This window comes from Vibrio sp. 10N.222.55.B11 (assembly GCF_041473705.1).
GTDB classification, from domain to species: domain Bacteria; phylum Pseudomonadota; class Gammaproteobacteria; order Enterobacterales; family Vibrionaceae; genus Vibrio; species Vibrio crassostreae_C.
Genome location: NZ_JBFRST010000026.1, coordinates 1 through 22,582 on the forward strand (window position 1 = coordinate 1; position 22,582 = coordinate 22,582).

The window sequence follows — 22,582 nt, forward strand, 5'->3', positions numbered from 1 at the left end:
GAGGCGGCATTATAGAGATGTTCATCACATTGGCAAGTGTTTATTAAAGAAAGATGCAAAAATAACGATTACATGGCGAATAAACACTCAAAGCCTTATTTGTGCAAGTTTAACTACAGAGTACTTACAAAATAACCACAGACTTATCCACAATTGCTCTGATTTTCATCCTAGAAAACAAAAAAAGCTGCCTCATGGCAGCTTTTTAAATGGCAACGAGTCTAAATCCCAGAACCATATTGCTCTCCATCATCTTCATGGAGACCACATTCGCGTTTCAACCCATTAAAACGAGTTTCCTCTTCAGTCATACCCGGTTCCCACTTCTTAGTTGTATGTGTATCTCCAACAGAAAGGTAACCCTGCTCTCGAAGCGGGTGATAACCGAGACCATGCTCTTCTAGGTAATAGTGAACATCTTTATTCGTCCAATCGATTACCGGCAAAAATTTAAACACACCATTTTGGATAGATAAGATTGGCAAATTTGCACGCGATTGAGATTGCTCTCTTCTTAAACCGGAAAACCATGTCCCAGCCTCGAGCTCATCCAACGCTCTTCTCATCGGTTCAACTTTATTAAGCTTGTTGTACTTCTCTATCCCTTCTATACCTTGATCCCAAAGTTTTCCATATTGCGCTTCTTGCCAATTAGGGCTCTGTTGGGCGCGAAAGACTTGAAGGTTTAGAGTCAACTTCTGACTTAACTCATCAATAAAGCGATAGGTCTCCGGAAATAGATACCCTGTGTCAGTCAAAATAACCGGAATATCTGGTTTTGCTTGGGTCACTAGGTGCAACATCAATGCTGCTTGGATTCCGAAACTAGAAGACACAACATGTGTCCCTTCTAAATTATCTAAAGCCCACTTAACTCTTTCTAATGCGGTTAGCTGCTCTAACTCTGCGTTGATTTGTCCAAGACGAAGTATTTGCTCCGTCTTAGTCAATGCGAGTAGCTCTGCTAACTTCAGTTTTGAAGCGACAGAATTATGCATGCAGATCCCTCTTTGAAATTATCACCTCTTCGATGATGGCAGCTCGGATTGTAAAATCACCGAACCCTTCATTGTCGTTACGTTCCGTAGCCCAACGTCCCACCAGCGAATCAATCTCTTCTAAGATCTGAGCTGAAGTGATGTTCTCTTTATACATCTTAGGGATACGAGTTCCGGCTTTGTTGCCACCTAAGTGCATGTTGTAACGCCCCGGAGCCTTGCCGACTAAACCAAGCTCAGCCAACATTGCACGACCACAACCGTTTGGACAACCTGTGATTCGAAGGATGATGTTATCTTCTTCTGGTAATCCATGTTTTTTCAGAATGTCTTCAACATCCGTTACAAACTCAGGAAGAAAGCGCTCAGCTTCTGCCATTGCTAAAGGACATGTTGGGAAAGCCACACACGCCATTGAGTTTTTACGTTGCTCTGAAACAGCATCATCCATCAAGCCATATTGACGCGCCAGTTTTTCAATCTTGGCCTTTTGACTCGTCGACACACCCGCAACAATTAGGTTTTGGTTTGCAGTCATGCGGAAGTCACCTTTGTGGATCTTCGCTATTTCAGCAACACCTGTTTTCAGAGCTTTACCCGGAAAATCAAGTAAACGACCATTCTCGATGAATAACGCCAAGTGGTGCTTACCATCAATGCCTTCCGCCCAACCAATGCGATCACCACGGCCAGTAAACTCATAAGGACGGCTTTCAGAAAATTCTACGCCTGCACGCTTTTCTACTTCTGCTTTGAATACATCAATACCAACACGGTCTAGTGTGTATTTGGTTTTTGCATTCTTACGGTTTGAACGGTTACCCCAGTCACGCTGAGTCGTTACCACCGCCGCTGCTACATCTAACGTTTTATCTAATGGCACAAAACCAAAGTCGTCAGCTTTACGTGCATAAGTAGAGGTATCACCATGTGTCATAGCAAGACCGCCACCGACTAACACATTAAAGCCCACCAGCTTTCCGTCTTCAGCAATAGCAACAAAGTTAAGATCGTTAGCATGGACGTCCACATCATTTTGCGGAGGAATGACAACCGTCGTCTTGAACTTACGCGGTAGGTAGTTGCTACCAAGGATAGGTTCTTCATCCGTTGTTTCTAGTTTTTCACCATCTAACCAGATTTCTGCATAAGCACGAGTCTTCGGTAATAGATGTTCACTGATCTTTTTCGCCCACTCGTAAGCTTCTTGATGAAGTTCAGATTCAACCGGGTTTGTCGTACATAGAACATTTCGGTTTACATCACCCGCTGTCGCAATTGAATCAATGCCAATGCTATTTAGCGTTTGGTGCATCAACTTAATGTTCGGCTTCAAGACACCGTGGAACTGAAACGTTTGACGAGTTGTTAGACGAATTGAACCGTAAGAGGTACTTTCGTCTGCGAACTTATCAATCGCCAACCACTGCTTAGGGGTAATGATGCCACCAGGCATACGAGCACGAAGCATGACGTTATGTAACGGTTCGAGCTTTTGTTTGGTACGTTCGTTACGAATATCACGGTCGTCTTGTTGATACATACCGTGGAAACGAATCAACTGAAAGTTATCAGCAGTAAAGCCACCTGTTATGCGGTCTTGGAGATCTTGTTCAATCGTACCGCGTAGGTTATTACTTTCACGCTTAAGACGCTCATTGTCAGCCAAAGGTCCAAGTACTTGACCTAGCACTTCTTGCTCTATTACTTGCTTGCTCATTAGTACACATCCCTTTGGTAACGTTTCGCTTTACGTAAATCATTAATATATTGTTCAGCTTGCTCGCGGCTCTGGTTGCCATGCTTTTCCGCTATCGAAACTAACGCTTCATGAACATCTTTAGCCATTCGAGTCGCATCGCCACAGACATAGAGGTACGCGCCCTCTTGCAGCCATTGCCACACCTGCTCTGCTTGTTCGATTAAACGATCCTGAACATAAACCTTTTCTTTTTGGTCACGGCTAAAGGCAACATCGAGCTTAGTTAGCGCGCCAGACTTGAGGTACTTTTGCCATTCAACTTGGTATAAGAAATCTTGAGTAAAGGTACGGTCACCAAAGAACAACCAGCTTTTTCCTTCAGCATCATTATTTTCACGCTCTTGAACAAAACTGCGGAACGGTGCGATACCGGTACCCGGGCCGACCATGATGATTGGTGTATTGTCGTCTTGTGGTAATTTGAAGTTATTGTTGTTCTCAACAAACACCTTCACTTCACCACCCTCTTCAAGACGTTGAGCTAAGAAGCTAGAAGCTCCGCCTAAACGAGACTCTTCGCCTTTTTGGTATTCAACCAAACCAACCGTCAAGTGAACTTCTTCATCAACTTCTGCTTGGCTTGATGCAATAGAATAGAGACGCGGTGTCAGCTTACGTAACAGGCCAATTAACTCATCAGCCGATAGCTTAGTTTTCTTCTCAGCTAAAACATCGACAACTTGAGTATTACCCGCGTATTCACGAAGCTTGTCTTTATCTTCCACCAGCTTGATTAACTTCTTGCTGCCCGATAACTCAGCAAACTTAGTCACAAGTTGAGGGTTTGAAGTGGTAATCTCAAATTTACTCACTAGCGCACTATGGATAGATAGATTCTCACCATCGACATCGACACTTTCGATACCCGATAACCCAACCTTAGAAAGAATCTGATTTGCGAGTTCTGAACTGTTTTCATACCATACGCCTAGCGCATCGCCGGGTTGGTAGGTAATGCCCGACTCATCAAGATCAATCTCGATATGACGAACATCTTTACCCGAGTCACGACCCGTGATCTTTTGACTGGTTAATAGTGTCGCTGTATATGGATTTTGTTTGGTGTATTGCGAATGACCGGCGGCCGCTTGACCGACTGGTAATTGAACCACATCGGCTTCAGTGCCTGTCGATAGCGTTTCTTGAACTTGTGATAACGCTTTAGCGCGCCATTCCGTTGCTGACTCTTCGTAATCAACATCACAATCAAGGCGATCGACAAACGATTTCGCACCAAGCTTAGCGAGGAAGTTATCGAAGTCTTTAGCCGTTTGGCAGAAGAACTCATAGCTTGAGTCACCTAAACCAATCACACCGTATTGTAGGTTTGATAATTTTGGCGCTTTCTTCGATTGAAGGAATTCATGCAACTCAATCGCGTTATCAGGGGCTTCGCCCTCACCATTGGTTGAAGCGACGAAAATGACGTGTGTCTCTTTGGCTAGGTTCTTACCTTTATAATCACTCGCATCGAAAAGCTCGACGGCGATACCTAAGGCTTTTGCTTCTGCCTCTAGCGATTCAGCGACGCCTTTAGCATTACCGGTTTGAGAAGCGAAGATAATGCTGAGCTTACCCGCTGGCTTAGCCGCTACTGCAGCGGCCGCTTGAGCGATTGGCGCAGCAGCACCGACAGACTGAGCTTGGCTCACTCCCCAAAGGTAACCACTGACCCATGCCAGTTGCTGTGAAGACAGTTCAGAAACAGTTTGCTGAAGATGACCCAATTGTTGGTCATTAAGTGGTGCTGCTAGCCCAGGTAACTCATTAGCCCCAGACTGTGCATTATTATTTTGTGAAGACTCTTTCTTATTTAAAGACATGGTCACGACATCCCTAATCATTGCGTGACGATAGATTAACCACTCCTTTTAATAACAAGAAAGAATAGAAAAGTATGTTTTATAACTTTTTGGAAGTAAAAACCGATTGAAACGTAAATTGTCTTACTGGTTTTCAATGCGTACTTGCTGAAAGCCAACCGCCATTGCCGACTTAGATGCCAAGTCTAAATCCGCGTAATGACATTCTTCACCATGAACATCAGTAAGCAGAACAAAGCCACCTCCCATATGGCGAAACTCCACAACCCAAGACCCTTCTTGAATTGAGGGCTCTATGATAGCTTCAACTAACAGGTTTTCTCTATATAAATTTCGTAATTCATTGAGTGTCATATTCCATCCCTTGCTTTGACCTCACTACATAGACCTTATAAGAATAGACGCAAATTGGCTCTCTGTATTAAGGATGGTCGAAAGTGATGAATGTGCTAACTAATTCCAGAAAGATATATACTCAAGTAACCAATAGATATAAAAAACGCCACTTAATAAAGTGGCGTTCTTAAAATTCGCTCTAAATTTGCTTTATATGGCCTAGAAGCGCACTTCAGCACCAGCAAACCAGCCATCGACCATAACAAAGCTCTTACCTAGTTCTGAGCTAAAGAACTCATCCGAATCTAAATCGATAACACGGTAACCACCACGCAGGGCAATTTCAGATTCTGATACAGGGATTCGGTACTGAACACCCGCCATCAAGTCAGTGCTCTTAATACCACTGCTATCACCGAACTCCATCGTACCAATGATATCGAAGTTGGTGTCCGGCACATTGATCTCTGCGTTACCGTAGAAGCTCCACGTGAACTCATCAAACGTCGATGTTTTCGCACCTGTTGCTTTTGGTTCAATGTAATTCGAGTTTGAGTATTGAGTAAACGTCACACCCGCATCGAAGTTCATCAGCTTGTGATCTAACAACGTGTAATAGAAGGTGTAATCGTACTTATCGAAAGCCAATGAATCTGCATCAACAGAAGTATAGCGAAAGCTAGCGTTTGGTAGCATCGGGGCATTATGCTCAAATGCGAAATACAACGAAGGTGAGTTAGAATCGTCATCTTGTCTAACTTCGTTTAGCTTTGTACTTCCCCACCACATATCGGCACCGACTTTAGCCGTGTAAGAAAACTCTTCTTCAGCAGACACTGCCGAGCTTAAAGATAGCATTCCCACTAAAGCAATTAATGGCATTTTATTCATTTGAGATAGCTCCAATTCCATATCGTAGTGCTAATTGTATGCACATTCATAGATTATTGGGGAAAATTCTACCACACATCTTAAATTCTAAAACGATAAACCGCTGACGAGTAAAGATTTGACGGCACGATGACCTTAGTAACGTCTCTGGTTAGAACTGTGTACAAAATTTTTGAAAAACCACACACCGATTGCAATCACGATCAACCAAGGCAGTAACTTAAACACGACGCCCATCATACCTAAGACCAACATGACTAATAACGCTACTCCGGTTGCAGCCAATACCGTCATAAACGTGATACCAGTGACAAGTAGAGTTGCGACGAAAATAAGAACAAAGATTAATTCAAACATAATGGTCTCCCTAATGAGTTAATGACCTATCTTTCCTACTTTCTAACATTGCAGCTTCCATACCAAGTGTGCCAAACCAATAAAACCCTTATTTATCAGATAAATAAAAAGCCACACATCTTCATGCGTGGCTTTTCAGAAACTTACAGTGGTAAATTTAGCCTCTAGTGGCGAATTTAACCTTAAGTTTTTAACTTAGAGGGAGCTTAAACATTTAGCTCTTTAGGGATCTTAGCCAATGCTGTTTGCATCACTTCAATACCTGCACCTTTCTTATGTGCGTTTTCACTGATGTAGCGACGCCATTGTCTTGCACCAGGCATGCTTTGAAACAAACCAAGCATGTGACGAGAGATGTGACCTAAACTTGCGCCATTTGAAAGTTCACGCTCGATGTACGGGTACATCTCTTCGACAACCTGTGAGCGCTTCTTAATTGGTGTGTCTAAACCAAAGATCTGTTGATCAACTTCAGCCAAAATAAATGGGCTATGGTAAGCCTCACGACCAATCATCACACCATCAAGGTGTTGCAAGTGCTCTTTAGTTTGCTCAAGAGTAGTAACGCCACCATTCACGGCAATCACCAGATCAGAGAAATCTTTCTTGATTTGGTATGCACGATCGTAATCTAGCGGTGGGATCTCACGGTTCTCTTTCGGGCTAAGGCCACTCAACCACGCTTTACGCGCGTGAATAGTAAATTGCTCACAGCCACCTTTTTCAGAAACCGTCGAAACAAACTTAGTTAGAAACTCATAAGAGTCTTGGTCATCGATACCGATACGCGTTTTCACGGTAATTGGAATATCAGTGACTTCTTTCATCGCTGAAACACAATCTGCCACCAACTCGGGCTCAGCCATCAAGCATGCACCAAATCGACCATTCTGAACTCGGTCTGAAGGGCAACCTACGTTAAGATTCACTTCATCATAACCGCGTTCACCAGCAAGCTTGGCACAAGCAGCAAGATCAACCGGGTTTGAACCACCGAGTTGAAGTGCAAGAGGATGTTCTTGCTCGTTATATTCTAGGAAGTCGCCCTTACCATGTAAGATCGCGCCCGTTGTTACCATTTCCGTGTACAGAAGAGTCTGCTGAGAAAGCAAACGGTGAAAGTAACGACAGTGGCGGTCAGTCCAATCGAGCATGGGTGCAACAGAAAGTCGGTTACTAGCGTATTTACTGGTTTTATTAGTGTTTGTCATGATTCAGCCTCAATTAATACTGTACAAACATACAGTTAATTACCTAGAATTAAACGGAATTACTTCCTGTAGTACCCCTCAAGTACCCCTTTAGGAGTTGGACAATGGCAAGTTATACCATCGAGACCAGAAAGCTAAAAAGCGGTGAACCAAGGTTCAAGGTAACAATCATCGTTAAAAAGAATTCGCGCATTATACACAGGGAAAGCAAAACTCTAAAAAAGAAAGCACTCGCTAAAGCTTTCGGTAAAAAAAGGGTAGCTGAACTAGAAGCTCAAGGGGTACTCAATCAGCCAAAAACAGTCCCCCTTTCGGTACTCCTCGATTTGTTCATGGCTGAGCGTGATCTCTGGGACAATACAGGCCGCACAAAACGCTACGTTATTAAAATGCTTAGGGATTGCGACATCGCCCAAGTTGAGAGTAATCAACTACGAACTAGCGACTTAATCAAGCACTGTAAAAATAGAAGAGGCGCAGGAGCCAAACCCGCAACGATTTATCATGATATTGCTTACCTGCGTTCTGTAATGAAAAAGTCTAAGCCTGTCTTCAACATCGATACCAATCACCAAATATTTGATGAAGCGGTGCCTGTTTTGATTGATATGGGGTTAGTTGGTAAAAGTCAGAAACGAACACGCCGACCTACTTCTGAAGAACTGAAACTCTTAAAGCTTGGATTAGAGCAACGCGAGTCTTTTAGGCCAAACGGCACAACTCGAATCCCATTCACTGACATTCTTGAATTCAGCATTCTGACTTGTATGCGAATTGGTGAAGTCTGCAAGCTGCGTTGGGAAGACCTCAACCAAGAACATAAAACGATACTCGTCAGAGACAGAAAAGACCCAAGGAAGAAAGAAGGGAATCACATGATTGTTCCGTTACTTGGCGAGTCATTTGAGATCGCACTTAAACAACCGAACAAAGGTGAGCTTATTTTCCCGTACAACTCACGAAGTGTTAGCGCAGGATTTCAGAGAGTTAGGAACGAGTTAGGTATCGAAGATTTGAGGTACCACGACTTAAGAAGAGAAGGGGCTAGTCGTCTCTTTGAAAAGGGCTATTCAATTGAAGAAGTGGCTCAGGTCACTGGGCATAGAAACTTGAATATCTTGTGGCAAGTTTATACTCAGCTTTTTCCTCAAAACCTTCATAGAAGGTAACCTCTGTAACCAATAGTTGGTCAATGAGCCTCATATAAGTCTCAAAACAAATAAATTCAATTGTTTTAATTAAACATTTTTATGATTCCACTCTAAAGAGTTTGATATCCTCCTCAGATAATTGATATGAGTTAAATTGCTATTTACATACGCACATAAATTCCACTTCGGAGAATCAAATGAGATTACTTAGTTTCAGTGCTAAGAAAGTACATGATTACATGGACTTTGATATTGATTTTAATAGAGATGTAAACTTCCTGATAGGTTCAAATGGCTCAGGTAAAACTACCGCAATAAAGATGATTAAAGCTTTGCTCTCTCCTAGCCTCATTGACTTAATATCCATATCTTTCGAGTCATGTAGTCTAAGAGTTGAAAGAAATGGAAAACCAAGAACGATAGAGTTTGTTAGGACTAGCAAAAAATCTAACGAATACGCTGCAAGTTATGATGGTGAAAAACACACATTTATCTTTCCGGATCATCTACAAAGAGACTTAATACACTACGATGTAGAGCGGAATGAAAATCTATCTTTAGAGTTAGATGCACTCTCTGACAACCCTGTATTTAATAAAATTAGAAAGTTGCCAACACCAATATTTTTAGGTGTAGATAGAAAAAATGGCAACGGGAACACACCATCCCCAAGAGCTTTCAGAGAAGCATTTATCTCTCCAAATCGTCATCGTAGTATTGTTAAAGGTTTGCTCGGCAATGCCTTACTAGAAACCCAGCTAATGATTCAAGATTCTTACAAGGGAATAAGGAATTTAGAAGAGAAACAAGGGGGGGTATTAAGAGATAGTATTCTTCGTTCATCCTTCAAGTTTTCCTCGTTTAATCCTGAAGATCTTACTACTCAAGATAAAAAGTGGATGCAAGCAAACCAGCTGATCAATAAAAAAGCTGAAATTAATCGAGCACTCAGAAAAATAGTAAGTGTCGATGACTCTCTCTCAACTGAAGTAGATTCATTCTTTGATAGTTTAGAAAAGCTATTATACGAGCTAAAAACATCCGGTGACGATGCAGGCTTCAGCCTCAACTGGCTTATGAACCAAGCTCAAATCAAGCGTATATCAGAGCTAGTTGATGTAATAGACTCTTATGATCAGAAAATCCAAGATATCTACAAACCAGTTAATGAATTTGCTTCAACCATAAACAAGTTTTTCATCGACTCAGAGAAAAGAATCAGTATTGACCCTGTAGGCAGGATCATGGTTCATATAAATAATCGTAAGCTAGCCTATAACGTCGACTGTCTCTCGTCTGGCGAACGTCAATTATTAATCATTATTGCAAACGTCTTGTTTAATAAATTTAGGAACTCCCTATCTCCGAAAAAGAGTGTAATCATCATTGATGAACCTGAGCTTTCTTTACATATGAGATGGCAAGAAATGTTTTCAGAAATCATTCTAGAAACTAGTCCTGAAACACAGTTCATTTTGGCTACTCACTCCCCCGATATCGTTGGAGAACTGACAAACAAATGTAAGAAAGTAAGAAAGGTCATCAAGAGCAATGTTGAATAGAAATTTAAAAGCAAAAGTTGCGAAAGCAACGTTTTTTGATGATTACAATGAGATAGATGTCTTCATTGAAGATACAGCTAAAGGATATAAGAAGTTATTTGAAAAAATCCTTCAGCGTATATTAGGTGGTCGCTTCAAAATAGAGAACGTATTCCCATTAGGTGGGAGGACAGAAGTTTTAAATGCTTGTCGAGCAGATCAAGGCACTAGAAGTAGAGCCCGTATATACATCGTAGATGGAGACCTATACCTTTTGGCGGGAGAGGTTGATAATACAAACCTAAACGGCCTATTTGTACTCCCAAGGTATTGTATAGAAAATCATCTAATATGTAAGATTTCACTACTCTCAATTATGGAAGAAGAAGACCCTGATAAATCATTAGAAAGACTAGAGAATTTATTTGATTACGATGCTTGGGTCAACGCAGTCACAACTAACCTAGTAGACTTATTTGTTGAATATGGTGTCGCGAAAAGAATTGCCCCTACAGTACAGACTGTGGCATTTGGATATTCAGGTTTAGTATCCTCTAACACAGGAGAGTTAGATTACGCGAAGGTGACTAAACGAATTCAAGATGTAAAACAAGAAACTATCGCGATTGCAGGTCAAGCGCTTTACGATTCCACCAGAGCAGAAATATCTGCTTTAGTTAACCATGATGAAGAATCTCTGCTTTCGATAGTCTCCGGTAAAGATATCTTAATGCCTCTATTGATGATGAGATGCAAAAAATTGGTCAACATCAAAGCTCCCAACCTCTCTTTGAAGTTAAGAATTGCTAATATTTGCAACCTTGAATCCATGGCTCGATTGCCAGATTATATCTATAGTAAATAGCAAAAAGGTTACCAGATGGAATTGGTAACCTTTACTCAAGGGGGACACGAAAAACATCCTATCGCACCACTCTGCGATTTATAATCGTATATCTTTTTTTCAGTTGTCTATTGGCTTTCGCCATCGTCTAGTCATGGCTATCCTCCAGTTTACGAATCCGCTGTTCTTGGTCATGTTGGACTTTCTTGATCCAATCGATGTCCGTTTTGAGTGTGATACCCACACCTACTCCGCTAGACAAGGCAGTAACGACAGCAACAATTATTGTTTGATACTCTGCCATTACTTGAACTCGTTGCGTAGGGTTTCCCATAGGCCAAATACTATTGGAGCACTTGCGCCAATAATGCCACCGAATTGAACACCGTCTGCCGATACGCTAGCGGTGATAAGTTCAGGGTGACCAGATACCAAAGCAGCTCCCGCACCCAGTAACGCTAAACCTTTCTTAGTCGATGACAAGCCAATGTCGATTGAAAGCTTTTTATTAAAAGCACCTTATTGCACATTTTTTTATAAACCTATTCACCAGATCTCTAATTCAACCTCATTAATCAGTTATGCCTTGAGTCACACTGTCATTTTGAGTTACCTTGTCTTATTCAAAGTCGTGGGTCACAATACGCTCTGTACCTGACTTTAATAGAAATCATTGGCTCCCAAAACGTAGTAACCTAGAAATAAGGTTTGATTAGGGATGTCCGATTGAATGGTGAAAAATTTGGACCACACATTAATAGAGCAAGTTGAAGGGATATGCGCATCGCGAGGCGTTAGATTAACACCTCAAAGAAAGCGAGTGTTTGAGCTCATCCTCTCTAATAAAAAAGCCTCCAGTGCTTATGAATTATTAGAGCAGTTGAAAGTCAGTGAACCGCAAGCCAAGCCACCTACAGTATATCGCGCTTTGGATTTCTTGTTGGAGCAAGGTTTCATTCACAGAGTTGAGTCAACCAATAGCTTCATATGCTGCTGCTCTTGCAATGCCAACAAACATTTCTCCCAACTACTGATCTGCGATAAATGTGGCACTGTGATAGAACTGCAGGACGATGCGCTTGTCACCCTACTCGCCAGTAACGCTGAGAAGCATGGCTTTCAATTGACGAATCATGTCATTGAATCGCATGGCATTTGCCAATCTTGCTCCTCCGAGATGAAAGAATAAGATTATAGAAGAACATTATGCGCGCTGAATTTGTAAACCCGTTTTTAGCTTCTTTGATGAACGTTCTAAAAACGATGGCTTCTCTAGAATTGAAGCCACAAAAACCAAGAGTTAAGAAAGATGAAATTGCTCGTGGTGATGTCTCTGGTTTAATCGGTATGGTTGGTCCACAATCTCGTGGTTCAATGTCGATTACCTTTGATGAAGGTCTGGCTCTAGAAATCATGGAAAACATGCTGGGTGAGCGACCAAACGGTTTGAACGAAGAAGTAACCGACATGGTTGGTGAGATCACCAACATGGTAACGGGCGGTGCAAAACGTATTCTTGCGGAAAGCGGCTTCGACTTCGACATGGCAACACCGATTGTGGTTTCGGGTAAAGGCCACACTATTCGTCACAAATGCGAAGGCGCAATCATCATTATGCCTTTCTCATCTCAGTGGGGTAATGCCTTCATCGAGATCTGTTTCGAATAACAGCTGTTTATTTCTAGCAGTACTGAGTATCAAATCAAAGAAGGTTGGCATCATGCCAGCCTTTTTTATTACCTGCGATTTAACCAATGCTTGCTATACAGATACAAAAGCGCCAACCCGAAGGTTGGCGTTTTTTTGGTGCTATCAACTCAATTAAGCTTTAAGCGCTTTAAATGCGTTGATTAGACCGTTAGTTGAGCTGTCGTGAGACGTTACTTGAGCATCGTCAGCAAGCTCAGGAAGAATTTGGTTTGCTAGTTGCTTACCAAGTTCTACACCCCACTGGTCGAAGCTGAAGATGTTCCAGATAACGCCTTGAACGAAGATCTTGTGCTCGTACATCGCGATTAGGTTACCTAAAGAGCGAGGGTTGATTTGCTTAACAAGAATAGAGTTCGTTGGACGGTTACCTTCAAATACTTTGAAAGGTACAAGCTCAGCCACTTCTTCTGCAGTTTTGCCAGCCGCTAGGAATTCAGCCTCTACCGTTTCTTTTGTCTTACCGAATGCTAGTGCTTCAGTTTGAGCAAAGAAGTTAGACATTAGCTTCTGGTGGTGATCAGATGCTGGGTTGTGACTAATTGCAGGCGCGATGAAGTCTGATGGGATCAGCTTAGTGCCTTGGTGAATCAGTTGGTAGAACGCGTGCTGGCCGTTTGTACCTGGTTCACCCCAGATGATAGGACCTGTTTGGTACTCTACTGGGTTACCTTCACGGTCTACAAACTTACCGTTTGATTCCATGTTACCTTGCTGGAAGTAAGCCGCAAAACGGTGCATGTACTGGTCGTAAGGTAGAATCGCTTCTGACTCAGCGCCGTGGAAGTTGTTATACCAAATACCGATAAGCGCAAGGATTACTGGAATGTTGCTTTCAAACTCAGTTGAAGCAAAGTGGTTATCCATCTCGTGAGCACCTTCTAGTAGCTCAACGAAGTTATCGAAGCCAACAGATAGTGAGATAGAAAGACCGATTGCAGACCATAGTGAGTAACGACCACCAACCCAGTCCCAGAATTCGAACATGTTGTCAGTATCAATACCAAACTCAGCGACCGCAGTTGCGTTAGTTGATAGTGCTGCGAAGTGTTTAGCTACGTGTGCGTTGTCACCCGCTTCAGCCAAGAACCAATCACGTGCAGAGTGCGCGTTAGTCATTGTTTCTTGAGTCGTGAATGTTTTAGATGCCACTAAGAATAGCGTTGTTTCTGGGTTAAGAGGCTTAAGTGTCTCAACGATGTGAGTGCCATCTACGTTAGAAACGAAGTGCATGTTTAGGCGAGTTTTGTATGGCGTTAGTGCTTCAGTCACCATGTATGGACCAAGATCCGAACCGCCGATACCGATGTTAACTACATCAGTGATCTCTTTACCTGTGTAACCTTTCCACTCACCAGAAACGAGGCGGTGTGTGAACAGTTCCATTTTTGCTAGTACAGCGTTAACTGCTGGCATTACGTCTTTGCCGTCAACCATTACTGGCTTGTCGCTACGGTTACGTAGAGCAGTGTGAAGTACTGAACGACCTTCAGTCTTGTTGATTGCATCACCACCGAACATTGCTTCGATTGCAGACTTAACTTCAGTCTCGTCCGCAAGAGCAAATAGGTGCTGCATAGTTTCAGCATCGATAAGGTTCTTAGAGTAATCCACTAAGATGTCAGAACCGAAACGAGTAGAAAAGCTCTCGAAACGCTTTGCATCTTGAGCAAACAGCTCTTTCATATCCATATCTTGAGCAGACTCAAAATGTGCCGTTAGAGCTTTCCACGCTTGTGTTTGCGTTGGGTTGATATTTTTCAACATGGTATCTATCCCGATGTTACTGTAGGTTTTATTCTAAACGTCACCTGGGTGATGAATAGAACCCCCGATTAGGCGAAAGTTTATATTTTTCTGTGATGACCAAACCGCGTCACCACTGAAAGATTCTTTGTAATTTTTTTTCACGACGTATTATGCCGCATATGAAGAGCTGTACCTTGAGATAAATCAGGATTAGATTTCCTGACAGAAGAATCGGTACAGACTCTAGCTCTAACATAATTAAATGTGAGCGATACCTGATAAATTCAAGTTCAAAAGATAGCGTTAAACCACTTTTTTTCCAAATACATTATAAAGGATGGCGTATGTGGATTCAGAAGACTATACACCTAAATGCACGAAAGCGTGGATTTCATCTCATTACTGATGAAATTGAACAACAGATACACGATATCAATTCTCTATCTGTTGGTTTATTACATCTTTTTATCCAACATACCTCTGCCAGCCTCACGCTAAACGAGAACGCTGATCCTACCGTCCGTACCGATATGGAGTCGCACTTTAATAAGTTTGTCCCAGAGCGAGCGCCCTACTACAGACACACCTATGAAGGTGATGATGACATGCCTGCCCACATTAAAGCATCGACACTTGGCACCAGTGTGACAATACCAATTAGCAATGGTCGTTTAGCTTTAGGAACATGGCAGGGTATTTACTTAGGAGAGCACCGAGATTGTGGTGGAAGCCGAACTGTGATTGCTACGATGCAAGGTGAGTAGACTGCTTGAAAACAAGATCTCCTTAATAAAAACAATATCTTGTTAATAAAAAAGAGTGGTGTGTTTCCACGACCACTCTTATAAAAATAGTATTTGGCCTACTGTAGGCCGAAAGGTTTAGAAGGGCTGGTTTATCATAACCCTAAAGGCCCCTTCGTCACCACCTCGCGCCAACTCAGCACGTACAACAATACCTTCCACTTGGAAACGCACCGCGCCACCTAAGCTCCATTTCATGTCCGAGTGCAGTGTTTTGATGTCGTACTCATCGGCAACGCGCCCTAATTCAGCAAACGCTACCCATTGCCACCAAGGCAAATCGTAGTAGTTTATCAGTGGGATATCGCCAAGTGGTTGCCAGTCAGGAAGTACTCGGTACTCAGCAGAATAATGAACTGCAGAGCGACCGTGATAACGACCTCCGGTATAACCTCGTAAACGATACAAGCCCCCCAATCGAGCTTGCTCCGTTTCTGGTGGGCGAGCACAATCTTGCCCAGAGCAGTTATCCCACGTTGGCGTGTCAGCGGTATAGAAATCAAATGCTAAAACTTGTTGATCGAACAGGTCCCCTAAAGGACCTAAAGCAAAGTACTGGCTATTTTGGAAGGTCCACTTAAGCCACAAGTCATCGTTAGACCAACTCTCTGCGCCAGTGGTGAACTCAAGGTTAGTGTGAGAACCTCTGGTCGGGTTGCGTGTGCTATCACGGTTATCCCAATCAAACGCCAAACTAAAGCCTGTTGCCTCCTCGGTATTATTTAAACCTTCCAACTCACGAGCAGTATAAAAAGGCGTAAATAGAATCGAACTGACACCCGATTCGATTGGCGAAGCAAAGCTCACATCTTTGATTGGCTGAAAAGCACCGAGTAAACCGTGTTCTGCAACGTTGCCCCAAGGTAGCAAATACTTAAACTCAAACTGATAGTTTTGCTCTAAGCCATCAGCAATGGTTTTGTCATCGATAGATGAATCATTATCGCCTTGAGAACCAATGTAATACGGGTTGTCGTTGAAGCGCGCTTGATACATCTGAGTGCTAAACAATACGTTCTCAGACAAGGCATAGTTAAAAGCCGATAGAAAACCGACGTAACTGTCTTTGTCTGAATAGAGTGCCATACCAAACAGAGCGGCTTGAGGTTGCCAAACACCCTTTGCGACACCCGCAACCCCAAAGGTGTTACCCATGGTTTCGGTGCTGAAGTAGAAAGGAACAAAGGCTGAATCTTTTTCTTCACTCACAGCGGAAGAAGAAAAGCTGACACCGAGTAATGTCATTGCAGACATTAGCCAGCTTCGAGTCGTTCGCTTGAACATAATTTACTTATCAAGATCCATGATTACTTCACATATTCCATCGCAACACGCGAAGTCAGCTTAGTGACTAACTCGTAAGCGATAGTGCCGATATGTTCAGCCACTTCTTCTGAAGGTAAACCTTTACCCCACAGAGTCGCTTCATCGCCGACTTTATCTGCCGCATCAGGGCCTAGATCAACCGTTAGCATGTCCATTGATACACGTCCTGCGATCGGTACTTTTCGACCGTTAACGAACACTGGAGTACCGTTAGGTGCAGTACGAGGATAACCATCACCGTAACCAATCGCGATAACACCAACCTTGGTATCACGTTCACTGGTCCAGTTTCCGCCATAACCCACACTTTCACCGGCTTTCACATCGCGAACGGCAATTAGGTGTGAGGTCAGGGTCATCACAGGCAAAAATCCAAGCTCTTGCGCTGATTTATCAACAAATGGAGAGACACCGTAAGATATGATTCCCGGACGAACCCAATCAAGGTGGCTGTCTGGCCAAGCGAGTAAACCCGCAGAGGCAGCAAGTGAACGCTCCCCTTCACAACCTTCAGTAAGCGACAAGAAAAGCTCTGTCTGTTCAACGGTGGTTGCTCTATCCAGTTCATCAGCACAACCGAAGTGGCTCATGTAACGTAGAGGTTTGGCAACATTCGCACATTGATGCAAACGCTCAACAAAGTTTTGGTATTGCTCAGGGCGAACACCTAATCGGTGCATACCACTGTCGACTTTTAGCCATACCACAACGGGTGTTTCCAAATCCGCATTCTCTAGCGCGCTTAATTGCTCTTCACAATGCACCACCGTTTGAATGTTATTGGTCACCAAGATTGGCAAATCGCCCGAAGAGTAAAATCCTTCCAGCAACAAAATAGGTTTAACAATGCCACCAGCACGAAGTTGTAACGCTTCTTCAATACGCGCCACACCAAAAGCATCAGAGCTTTTTGAATGCTTGGCTATATGCAGTAAGCCGTGTCCGTAGCCATTGGCTTTCACAACAGACATGACCTTGCACTGAGGAGCCTTCGACTTTATCTGGTTCAGGTTATGTTCGAGCGCGTTTAAGTCAATGCTCGCCGTCGCCGCTTTCATGTAAGTCATTAGCGATTACTCATCATCAAATGCAGGGCCTGCATAGTTATCAAATCGGGAGTGTTGGCCTTGGAACGTAAGACGAACAGAACCGATCGGACCGTTACGTTGCTTACCAAGGATGATCTCAGCAATGCCTTTCAAGGAACTATCTGGGTTATAAACCTCATCACGATAGATGAACATGATCAAATCGGCATCTTGCTCAATCGAACCTGATTCACGCAAATCCGAGTTTACTGGGCGCTTATCAGCACGTTGCTCTAGGGAACGGTTAAGCTGAGAAAGTGCCACAACCGGAACGTTGAGCTCTTTTGCTAACGCTTTCAATGAGCGAGAAATCTCGGCGATTTCAAGAGTACGGTTATCAGATAACGAAGGTACACGCATTAATTGAAGGTAATCTATCATGATCATAGAGATACCATCGTGTTCACGAGCGATACGTCGAGCACGAGAACGCACTTCTGTTGGCGTTAGACCCGAGCTGTCATCGATATACATATTCTTCTTATCCATCAGAATACCCATACTCGACGAGATACGAGCCCAATCTTCATCATCTAGCTGACCAGTACGAATCTTGGTTTGGTCTACGCGAGAAAGTGACGCAAGCATACGCATCATCAGCTGTTCGGCTGGCATCTCTAGCGAGAAGATTAAAACCGGTTTGTCTTGCTTCATCGCCGCGTTTTCACACAAGTTCATCGCAAATGTGGTTTTACCCATCGATGGACGAGCAGCAACAATAATTAAGTCAGAGCCTTGTAGACCTGCTGTTTTCTTGTTGAGGTCGTTGAAGCCAGTATCGACACCTGTCACACCATCTTGCGGCGTTTTGTATAGGATCTCGATACGTTCTAGCGTCTTCTCTAGAATGCTATCAACGTTTTGTGGACCTTCGTTTTCACTTGCACGGCCTTCGGCAATCGCGAAGACTTTACTTTCAGCAAGATCAACCAGCTCTTCCGATGTACGACCTTGAGGGTCATAACCAGAATCAGCAATCTCATTCGCGACACCAATCAGGCTACGAACAAGTGCACGTTGCGCTACGATATCCGCATACGCATTGATGTTTGCGGCACTTGGTGTGTTTTTCGCTAAGTCAGCAAGGTAAGCAAAGCCACCCACTTCTTCAAGTTGCTCACGCAGCTCTAAATGTTCAGAGAGTGTAATAAGATCCAGAGGAGAACTTTCTTCAAGGATATCCTTTACCGCTTCAAAGATCAGACGGTGAGGACGGCTATAAAAGTCTTTGGCCACAACCTTTTCGGCAACTGTATCCCAGCGTTCGTTATCTAATAACAAACCGCCAATAACAGATTGCTCAGCTTCTAATGAATGTGGCGGGACCTTGATGGCGTCCACCTGATCGTTGGCTGATTTCTGACTTTTGGTATCCACTATGACTACACTCAATAACTAATAATGATCGTTCATTATACCCAAGAACATCCGTTTGTAATCCGATCCTATGAGTTTGTTTTATTCTTCAGGAAGAATTTACCTATTGCTGACGGAATTAACCAAGGGTAGCATTACGATCCTGCCATTCACTCACTGTATAACTAGAGGTATGCGTGTCCAAATTATTGGCTCTGAGCACTGGTCTTCTAAGCACTGGTCTCCTGAGCGCTCCGATGGCCTTAGCTGATGATGCTAAAGACTCTGTTGATGCAATCCTCGACTCTATAGTAGTTTCAGAACCTACTTCTGAGCCGATCGTCGTTGCACCGACACCTGAAGAAAAAGATATGGATATCGCACCGAGTGATACAAGTGATACAGAACTACCGAGCCCGCTAAAAACGGAAGTCGAATTTGGATATCAGTCGCATACTGGTAACTCTGATTCACGAGCGCTTAACGCACGCCTTAACGGTGAGTACACGGCTGGCCGTCATAGAACCAGTGGTGAATGGAAATACTACAACCTCTACAAAGATGGCGAAGAAGATAAAAGGCAATCGACTTACTCAGCTCAGAGTGACTACAAGTTAAGCCCTAAAACCTACCTTTACGGCAGTTTCAAAGGAGTCGACTCGAGATACAGTGCTTACTTTAAGGACTACACAATTTCGAGTGGTCTGGGTTACCAGTTTTCGAATACCGAAGAGTTTGTGTTGGAAGTCGAAGTGGGACCAGGTTTTCGTTACCAAGAACCGAACCTTGATGAGATTGATGATGATGACATCATCTTCCCAGAGATTGTTGAAGAGGCAATTTTCCGTGGCAACGTGAATACGTCATGGCAGGTGTTGAAGAATTTGCAGCTCAAGGCAGACGTGACGCTTGTCTCTGGTCACAGTAACCTAAAGTTTGATACTGAGTTAGAAGCCATCAACGATATTACTGACAATATCGCGCTGAAGATCGCTCACTCTCGCCAGTACCACGATAAAGTGCCTGAAGGCTTAAGCAAACAAGACTCTGTTCTATCGATCAACTTGCTCTTCCAGTTCTAATCTTAGGCCACCTCTAACCTTGAGAACAACTTGTTCAGCAATAACAGCTTATGGATCACCGTAAGCTTTTTACCTACTGTAGCCCTTCCTTGTACTTTCCTATATTCCAGACATAAAAAAACACCAGCCGAAGCTGGTGTTTAAAACTTTCAAAAGAAAGAATTCGTCTTGGTACTGAAATTACTCAGCTGCAACGATAGCGATTTTCGCAGTAGCAAAAACTTCAGAGTGAAGTTGGATGCTTACTTCGAATTCGCCGATGTTACGTAGAGCGCCTTCAGGTAGGCGTACTTCGCTCTTAGCTACTGCAACACCTGCCGCTGTAATAGCGTCAGCGATGTCACGAGTACCGATAGAACCGAATAGTTTACCTTCGTCACCAGCTTTAGAAGCGATTGTAACGCCTTCTAGAGTGTTAACGCTCTCTGCACGAGCTTCAGCAGCAGCTAGTTGCTCAGCAACTTTAGCTTCTAGTTCAGCACGACGAGTTTCGAACATAGCAACGTTGTCTTTAGTTGCCATAACTGCTTTACCCTGTGGGATAAGGAAGTTACGAGCGTAACCAGATTTAACGTTTACTTGGTCGCCAAGGCCACCTAGGTTACCGATCTTATCAAGTAGAATAACTTGCATTATCTTAGTCCTCTTAAACTATTATTAACTATTACCGATTACTGATGCTTGTCAGTGTACGGTAGTAGAGCTAGGTAACGAGAACGCTTGATAGCGCGAGCTAGTTGACGCTGGTACTTAGCGCTTGTACCAGTGATACGGCTAGGTACGATTTTACCAGCTTCAGTGATGTAGTTTTTAAGAGTTGCTACGTCTTTGTAGTCAATCTCTTGTACGCCTTCTGCAGTGAAACGGCAGAATTTACGACGACGGAAGAAACGAGCCATGGGCTATCTCCTGATCTTAAATTTAGTAAAGCGGTCTTTCACAATTATCGAAATAACTATCAATGACCTAAAACAAGTTGAGAATTTTTTAAGGCGTTAAGCCAAAAAAGAATTACTCAGCAGCTGCTTCTGGTTTAGCTTCTGTACGCTCTTCGCGACGAGGAGCACGCTCTGCACGCTCTTCTTTTTGCTTAAGCATAATAGATTGCTCAGTCACAGCGCCTTTAGTGCGCATGATCATGTTACGTAGAACTGCATCGTTGAAACGGAAAGCAGTTTCTAGCTCGTCAATCACTTCTTGACCAGCTTCAACGTTCATAAGAACGTAGTGAGCTTTGTGAAGCTTGTTGATTGGGTAAGCCATTTGACGACGACCCCAGTCTTCTAGACGGTGGATAGTACCGCCAGCTTCAGTGATAGAACCAGTGTAACGCTCGATCATGCCAGCAACTTGCTCGCTTTGATCAGGGTGAACCATGAATACGATTTCGTAATGACGCATTTGGTTGCTCCTTACGGATTATTAGCTTCCACGAGTGGCCCGGTCGTCCAGAGGAAGCAAGGAACTAAAGATAAATGACCGAGTTTTAAGGACGGCAAATGTTATAGAAAGAACCCGGTATTGGCAAGCGCTATTTGGTGAATAATGAAACAGTTTTTCTGTCGCCATCTAGCCATCCGACAAACCGATGGATTTTGCTATAACAGCCTAAAAAGAAACGCCCACCAGCAAGTGGTGAGCGCTAATAAATTCATAGACTTAAAGCAGCGTTAACGCATTACTGAGCTAAACGCTGTCTTACCGCTTCGAACAGGCAAATACCCGACGCCACAGAAACATTTAAGCTCGATACGCTACCTGCCATTGGAATCTTAATCAGATCATCGCAAGTTTCACGAGTTAAACGACGCATACCGTCACCTTCTGCACCCATAACTACCGCAAGAGGACCCGTTAGCTTCGCTTGATAGATATCATGCGTTGCTTCACCTGCCGTACCCACAAACCATACGCCCTGCTCTTGCAGTGCACGCATTGTGCGAGCTAGGTTGGTTACGCGCACGAGAGGAACCGTTTCAGCTGCGCCACATGCAACCTTGCTTACCGTTGCTGTTAACGGCGAAGAGCGATCTTTAGGTACGATAACAGCAGCGACACCTGCGGCATCCGCGTTACGTAGACAAGCGCCTAGGTTATGAGGGTCTGTTACGCCGTCTAGAACTAACAGCAAAGGCTGTTCGTGCTGCGCTAGGATATCGTCTAGGTGAGTTTCATTAAGCTGCTTAGCAGGCTTCACCTTAGCAATAAGACCTTGGTGATTCGCACCTTGTGCTTTTTCATCCAACGGCTTACGACCCATCTGTTGAATCGACACACCAAACTGTTGCAGTTGGTTCAGTAATGGAAGAAGACGCTCGTCTTGGCGACCTTTCAATACATACGCTTCGATAAAACGTGCAGGATCTTTTTCTAGTACGGCTTTCACCGCGTGAATACCGTAAATAAATTCGTTACTCATTGTCTCAACTTACTCTTATTGCTCAGAGATGAATGACATCAATGCCGATGTGTCCACCTCTGTGTTGTTCATTTCGAGAGTATGCGTCTTGTGCCTGATACTCTCGCATTAAAGTCATTTCACACTAAATCAGTAGGC

General features: G+C 43.4%; 24 protein-coding genes. 7 read left to right on the forward strand and 17 right to left on the reverse strand.

From position 1 onward, the window contains the following. Positions 1-221 precede the first annotated feature (221 nt). From AB4503_RS10375 to dusA, 7 genes are all read right to left on the reverse strand, one after another. Entirely contained in the window at positions 222-998 is a 777-nt protein-coding gene (locus AB4503_RS10375; protein ID WP_017059954.1) for a phosphoadenylyl-sulfate reductase, read from the reverse strand. Next, positions 991-2,718, reverse strand: coding sequence for an assimilatory sulfite reductase (NADPH) hemoprotein subunit (gene cysI / locus AB4503_RS10380; protein ID WP_372114534.1), 1,728 nt, complete (start codon positions 2,716-2,718; stop codon positions 991-993). The genes AB4503_RS10375 and cysI overlap by 8 nt, the downstream gene beginning before the upstream one ends. Then, the gene (locus tag AB4503_RS10385; protein ID WP_372114536.1) at positions 2,718-4,583 is read right to left on the reverse strand and encodes an assimilatory sulfite reductase (NADPH) flavoprotein subunit; all 1,866 of its coding nucleotides are present in this window, start codon (positions 4,581-4,583) and stop codon (positions 2,718-2,720) included. The genes cysI and AB4503_RS10385 overlap by 1 nt, the downstream gene beginning before the upstream one ends. A gap of 123 nt (positions 4,584-4,706) precedes the next feature. After that, positions 4,707-4,937: a hypothetical protein gene (locus AB4503_RS10390; protein ID WP_004735813.1), complete on the reverse strand. Its 231-nt coding sequence runs from the start codon at positions 4,935-4,937 to the stop codon at positions 4,707-4,709. Between the two features lie 201 nt (positions 4,938-5,138). Beyond that, the gene (locus tag AB4503_RS10395) at positions 5,139-5,810 is read right to left on the reverse strand and encodes a TIGR04219 family outer membrane beta-barrel protein (protein WP_017059951.1); all 672 of its coding nucleotides are present in this window, start codon (positions 5,808-5,810) and stop codon (positions 5,139-5,141) included. Positions 5,811-5,945: 135 nt separating this feature from the next. After that, positions 5,946-6,167 (reverse strand): envelope stress response protein PspG, encoded by a 222-nt coding sequence (pspG, locus tag AB4503_RS10400; RefSeq protein ID WP_017059950.1) that lies wholly within the window; start codon positions 6,165-6,167, stop codon positions 5,946-5,948. Between the two features lie 206 nt (positions 6,168-6,373). Beyond that, entirely contained in the window at positions 6,374-7,378 is a 1,005-nt protein-coding gene (gene dusA / locus AB4503_RS10405) for a tRNA dihydrouridine(20/20a) synthase DusA (protein ID WP_016796670.1), read from the reverse strand. A gap of 104 nt (positions 7,379-7,482) precedes the next feature. Here dusA and AB4503_RS10410 point away from each other — a divergent pair, with 104 nt between their 5' ends. The 3 genes from AB4503_RS10410 (at position 7,483) to AB4503_RS10420 (ending at position 10,935) form a co-directional block, all read left to right on the forward strand. Then, positions 7,483-8,547 carry a tyrosine-type recombinase/integrase gene (locus AB4503_RS10410; RefSeq protein ID WP_372114539.1) on the forward strand — a complete coding sequence of 355 codons (1,065 nt, stop codon included), beginning with the start codon at positions 7,483-7,485 and terminating at the stop codon, positions 8,545-8,547. Between the two features lie 179 nt (positions 8,548-8,726). Then, complete coding sequence (locus tag AB4503_RS10415) at positions 8,727-10,091, forward strand: AAA family ATPase (protein WP_372114541.1); 1,365 nt, start codon at positions 8,727-8,729, stop codon at positions 10,089-10,091. Next, positions 10,081-10,935, forward strand: coding sequence for a DUF4435 domain-containing protein (locus AB4503_RS10420; protein WP_372114543.1), 855 nt, complete (start codon positions 10,081-10,083; stop codon positions 10,933-10,935). The genes AB4503_RS10415 and AB4503_RS10420 overlap by 11 nt, the downstream gene beginning before the upstream one ends. A 127-nt stretch (positions 10,936-11,062) precedes the next feature. Here AB4503_RS10420 and AB4503_RS10425 read toward each other — a convergent pair whose 3' ends face one another. Together AB4503_RS10425 and AB4503_RS10430 are read right to left on the reverse strand one after the other, a co-directional pair. Then, positions 11,063-11,218, reverse strand: coding sequence for a hypothetical protein (locus AB4503_RS10425; protein ID WP_372114545.1), 156 nt, complete (start codon positions 11,216-11,218; stop codon positions 11,063-11,065). Continuing rightward, positions 11,218-11,397, reverse strand: coding sequence for a hypothetical protein (locus AB4503_RS10430; protein ID WP_372114546.1), 180 nt, complete (start codon positions 11,395-11,397; stop codon positions 11,218-11,220). Before AB4503_RS10430 ends, AB4503_RS10425 begins: the two co-directional genes overlap by 1 nt. Positions 11,398-11,644: 247 nt before the next feature. Between AB4503_RS10430 and zur the strand changes: the two genes are divergently transcribed. Continuing rightward, the gene (zur, locus tag AB4503_RS10435; RefSeq protein ID WP_017059941.1) at positions 11,645-12,103 is read left to right on the forward strand and encodes a zinc uptake transcriptional repressor Zur; all 459 of its coding nucleotides are present in this window, start codon (positions 11,645-11,647) and stop codon (positions 12,101-12,103) included. 17 nt (positions 12,104-12,120) lie between these two features. Next, positions 12,121-12,582 (forward strand): chemotaxis protein CheX, encoded by a 462-nt coding sequence (locus AB4503_RS10440; protein ID WP_004741271.1) that lies wholly within the window; start codon positions 12,121-12,123, stop codon positions 12,580-12,582. A gap of 153 nt (positions 12,583-12,735) precedes the next feature. On the opposite strand, the gene pgi is transcribed toward AB4503_RS10440, so the two are convergent. Then, positions 12,736-14,388, reverse strand: coding sequence for a glucose-6-phosphate isomerase (gene pgi, locus AB4503_RS10445; protein WP_372114548.1), 1,653 nt, complete (start codon positions 14,386-14,388; stop codon positions 12,736-12,738). A gap of 326 nt (positions 14,389-14,714) precedes the next feature. Between pgi and AB4503_RS10450 the strand changes: the two genes are divergently transcribed. Continuing rightward, a complete protein-coding gene (locus AB4503_RS10450) occupies positions 14,715-15,134 on the forward strand; it encodes a secondary thiamine-phosphate synthase enzyme YjbQ (RefSeq protein ID WP_017059938.1) in 420 nt (139 codons plus the stop codon). 117 nt (positions 15,135-15,251) lie between these two features. Here AB4503_RS10450 and AB4503_RS10455 read toward each other — a convergent pair whose 3' ends face one another. The 3 genes from AB4503_RS10455 to AB4503_RS10465 are packed head-to-tail and all read right to left on the reverse strand — an operon-like array spanning position 15,252 to position 18,964. Continuing rightward, positions 15,252-16,457: a BamA/TamA family outer membrane protein gene (locus tag AB4503_RS10455; RefSeq protein WP_017059937.1), complete on the reverse strand. Its 1,206-nt coding sequence runs from the start codon at positions 16,455-16,457 to the stop codon at positions 15,252-15,254. Between the two features lie 23 nt (positions 16,458-16,480). After that, complete coding sequence (alr, locus tag AB4503_RS10460) at positions 16,481-17,566, reverse strand: alanine racemase (protein WP_017063183.1); 1,086 nt, start codon at positions 17,564-17,566, stop codon at positions 16,481-16,483. 6 nt (positions 17,567-17,572) lie between these two features. Beyond that, the gene (locus AB4503_RS10465; protein ID WP_016767560.1) at positions 17,573-18,964 is read right to left on the reverse strand and encodes a replicative DNA helicase; all 1,392 of its coding nucleotides are present in this window, start codon (positions 18,962-18,964) and stop codon (positions 17,573-17,575) included. A 176-nt stretch (positions 18,965-19,140) separates the two neighbouring features. Here AB4503_RS10465 and AB4503_RS10470 point away from each other — a divergent pair, with 176 nt between their 5' ends. Continuing rightward, positions 19,141-20,025: a DUF481 domain-containing protein gene (locus AB4503_RS10470; protein WP_017071573.1), complete on the forward strand. Its 885-nt coding sequence runs from the start codon at positions 19,141-19,143 to the stop codon at positions 20,023-20,025. 180 nt (positions 20,026-20,205) lie between these two features. Here the strand turns inward: AB4503_RS10470 and rplI are convergent, their stop codons facing one another. From rplI to rlmB, 4 genes are all read right to left on the reverse strand, one after another. After that, positions 20,206-20,658 (reverse strand): 50S ribosomal protein L9, encoded by a 453-nt coding sequence (rplI, locus tag AB4503_RS10475; RefSeq protein WP_010434182.1) that lies wholly within the window; start codon positions 20,656-20,658, stop codon positions 20,206-20,208. Between the two features lie 38 nt (positions 20,659-20,696). Further along, positions 20,697-20,924, reverse strand: coding sequence for a 30S ribosomal protein S18 (gene rpsR, locus AB4503_RS10480; RefSeq protein WP_000090472.1), 228 nt, complete (start codon positions 20,922-20,924; stop codon positions 20,697-20,699). A gap of 112 nt (positions 20,925-21,036) precedes the next feature. Beyond that, the gene (rpsF, locus tag AB4503_RS10485; protein WP_004741278.1) at positions 21,037-21,426 is read right to left on the reverse strand and encodes a 30S ribosomal protein S6; all 390 of its coding nucleotides are present in this window, start codon (positions 21,424-21,426) and stop codon (positions 21,037-21,039) included. Between the two features lie 277 nt (positions 21,427-21,703). Next, positions 21,704-22,444, reverse strand: coding sequence for a 23S rRNA (guanosine(2251)-2'-O)-methyltransferase RlmB (gene rlmB / locus AB4503_RS10490; protein ID WP_017063180.1), 741 nt, complete (start codon positions 22,442-22,444; stop codon positions 21,704-21,706). Between the last annotated feature and the right edge of the window lie 138 nt (positions 22,445-22,582).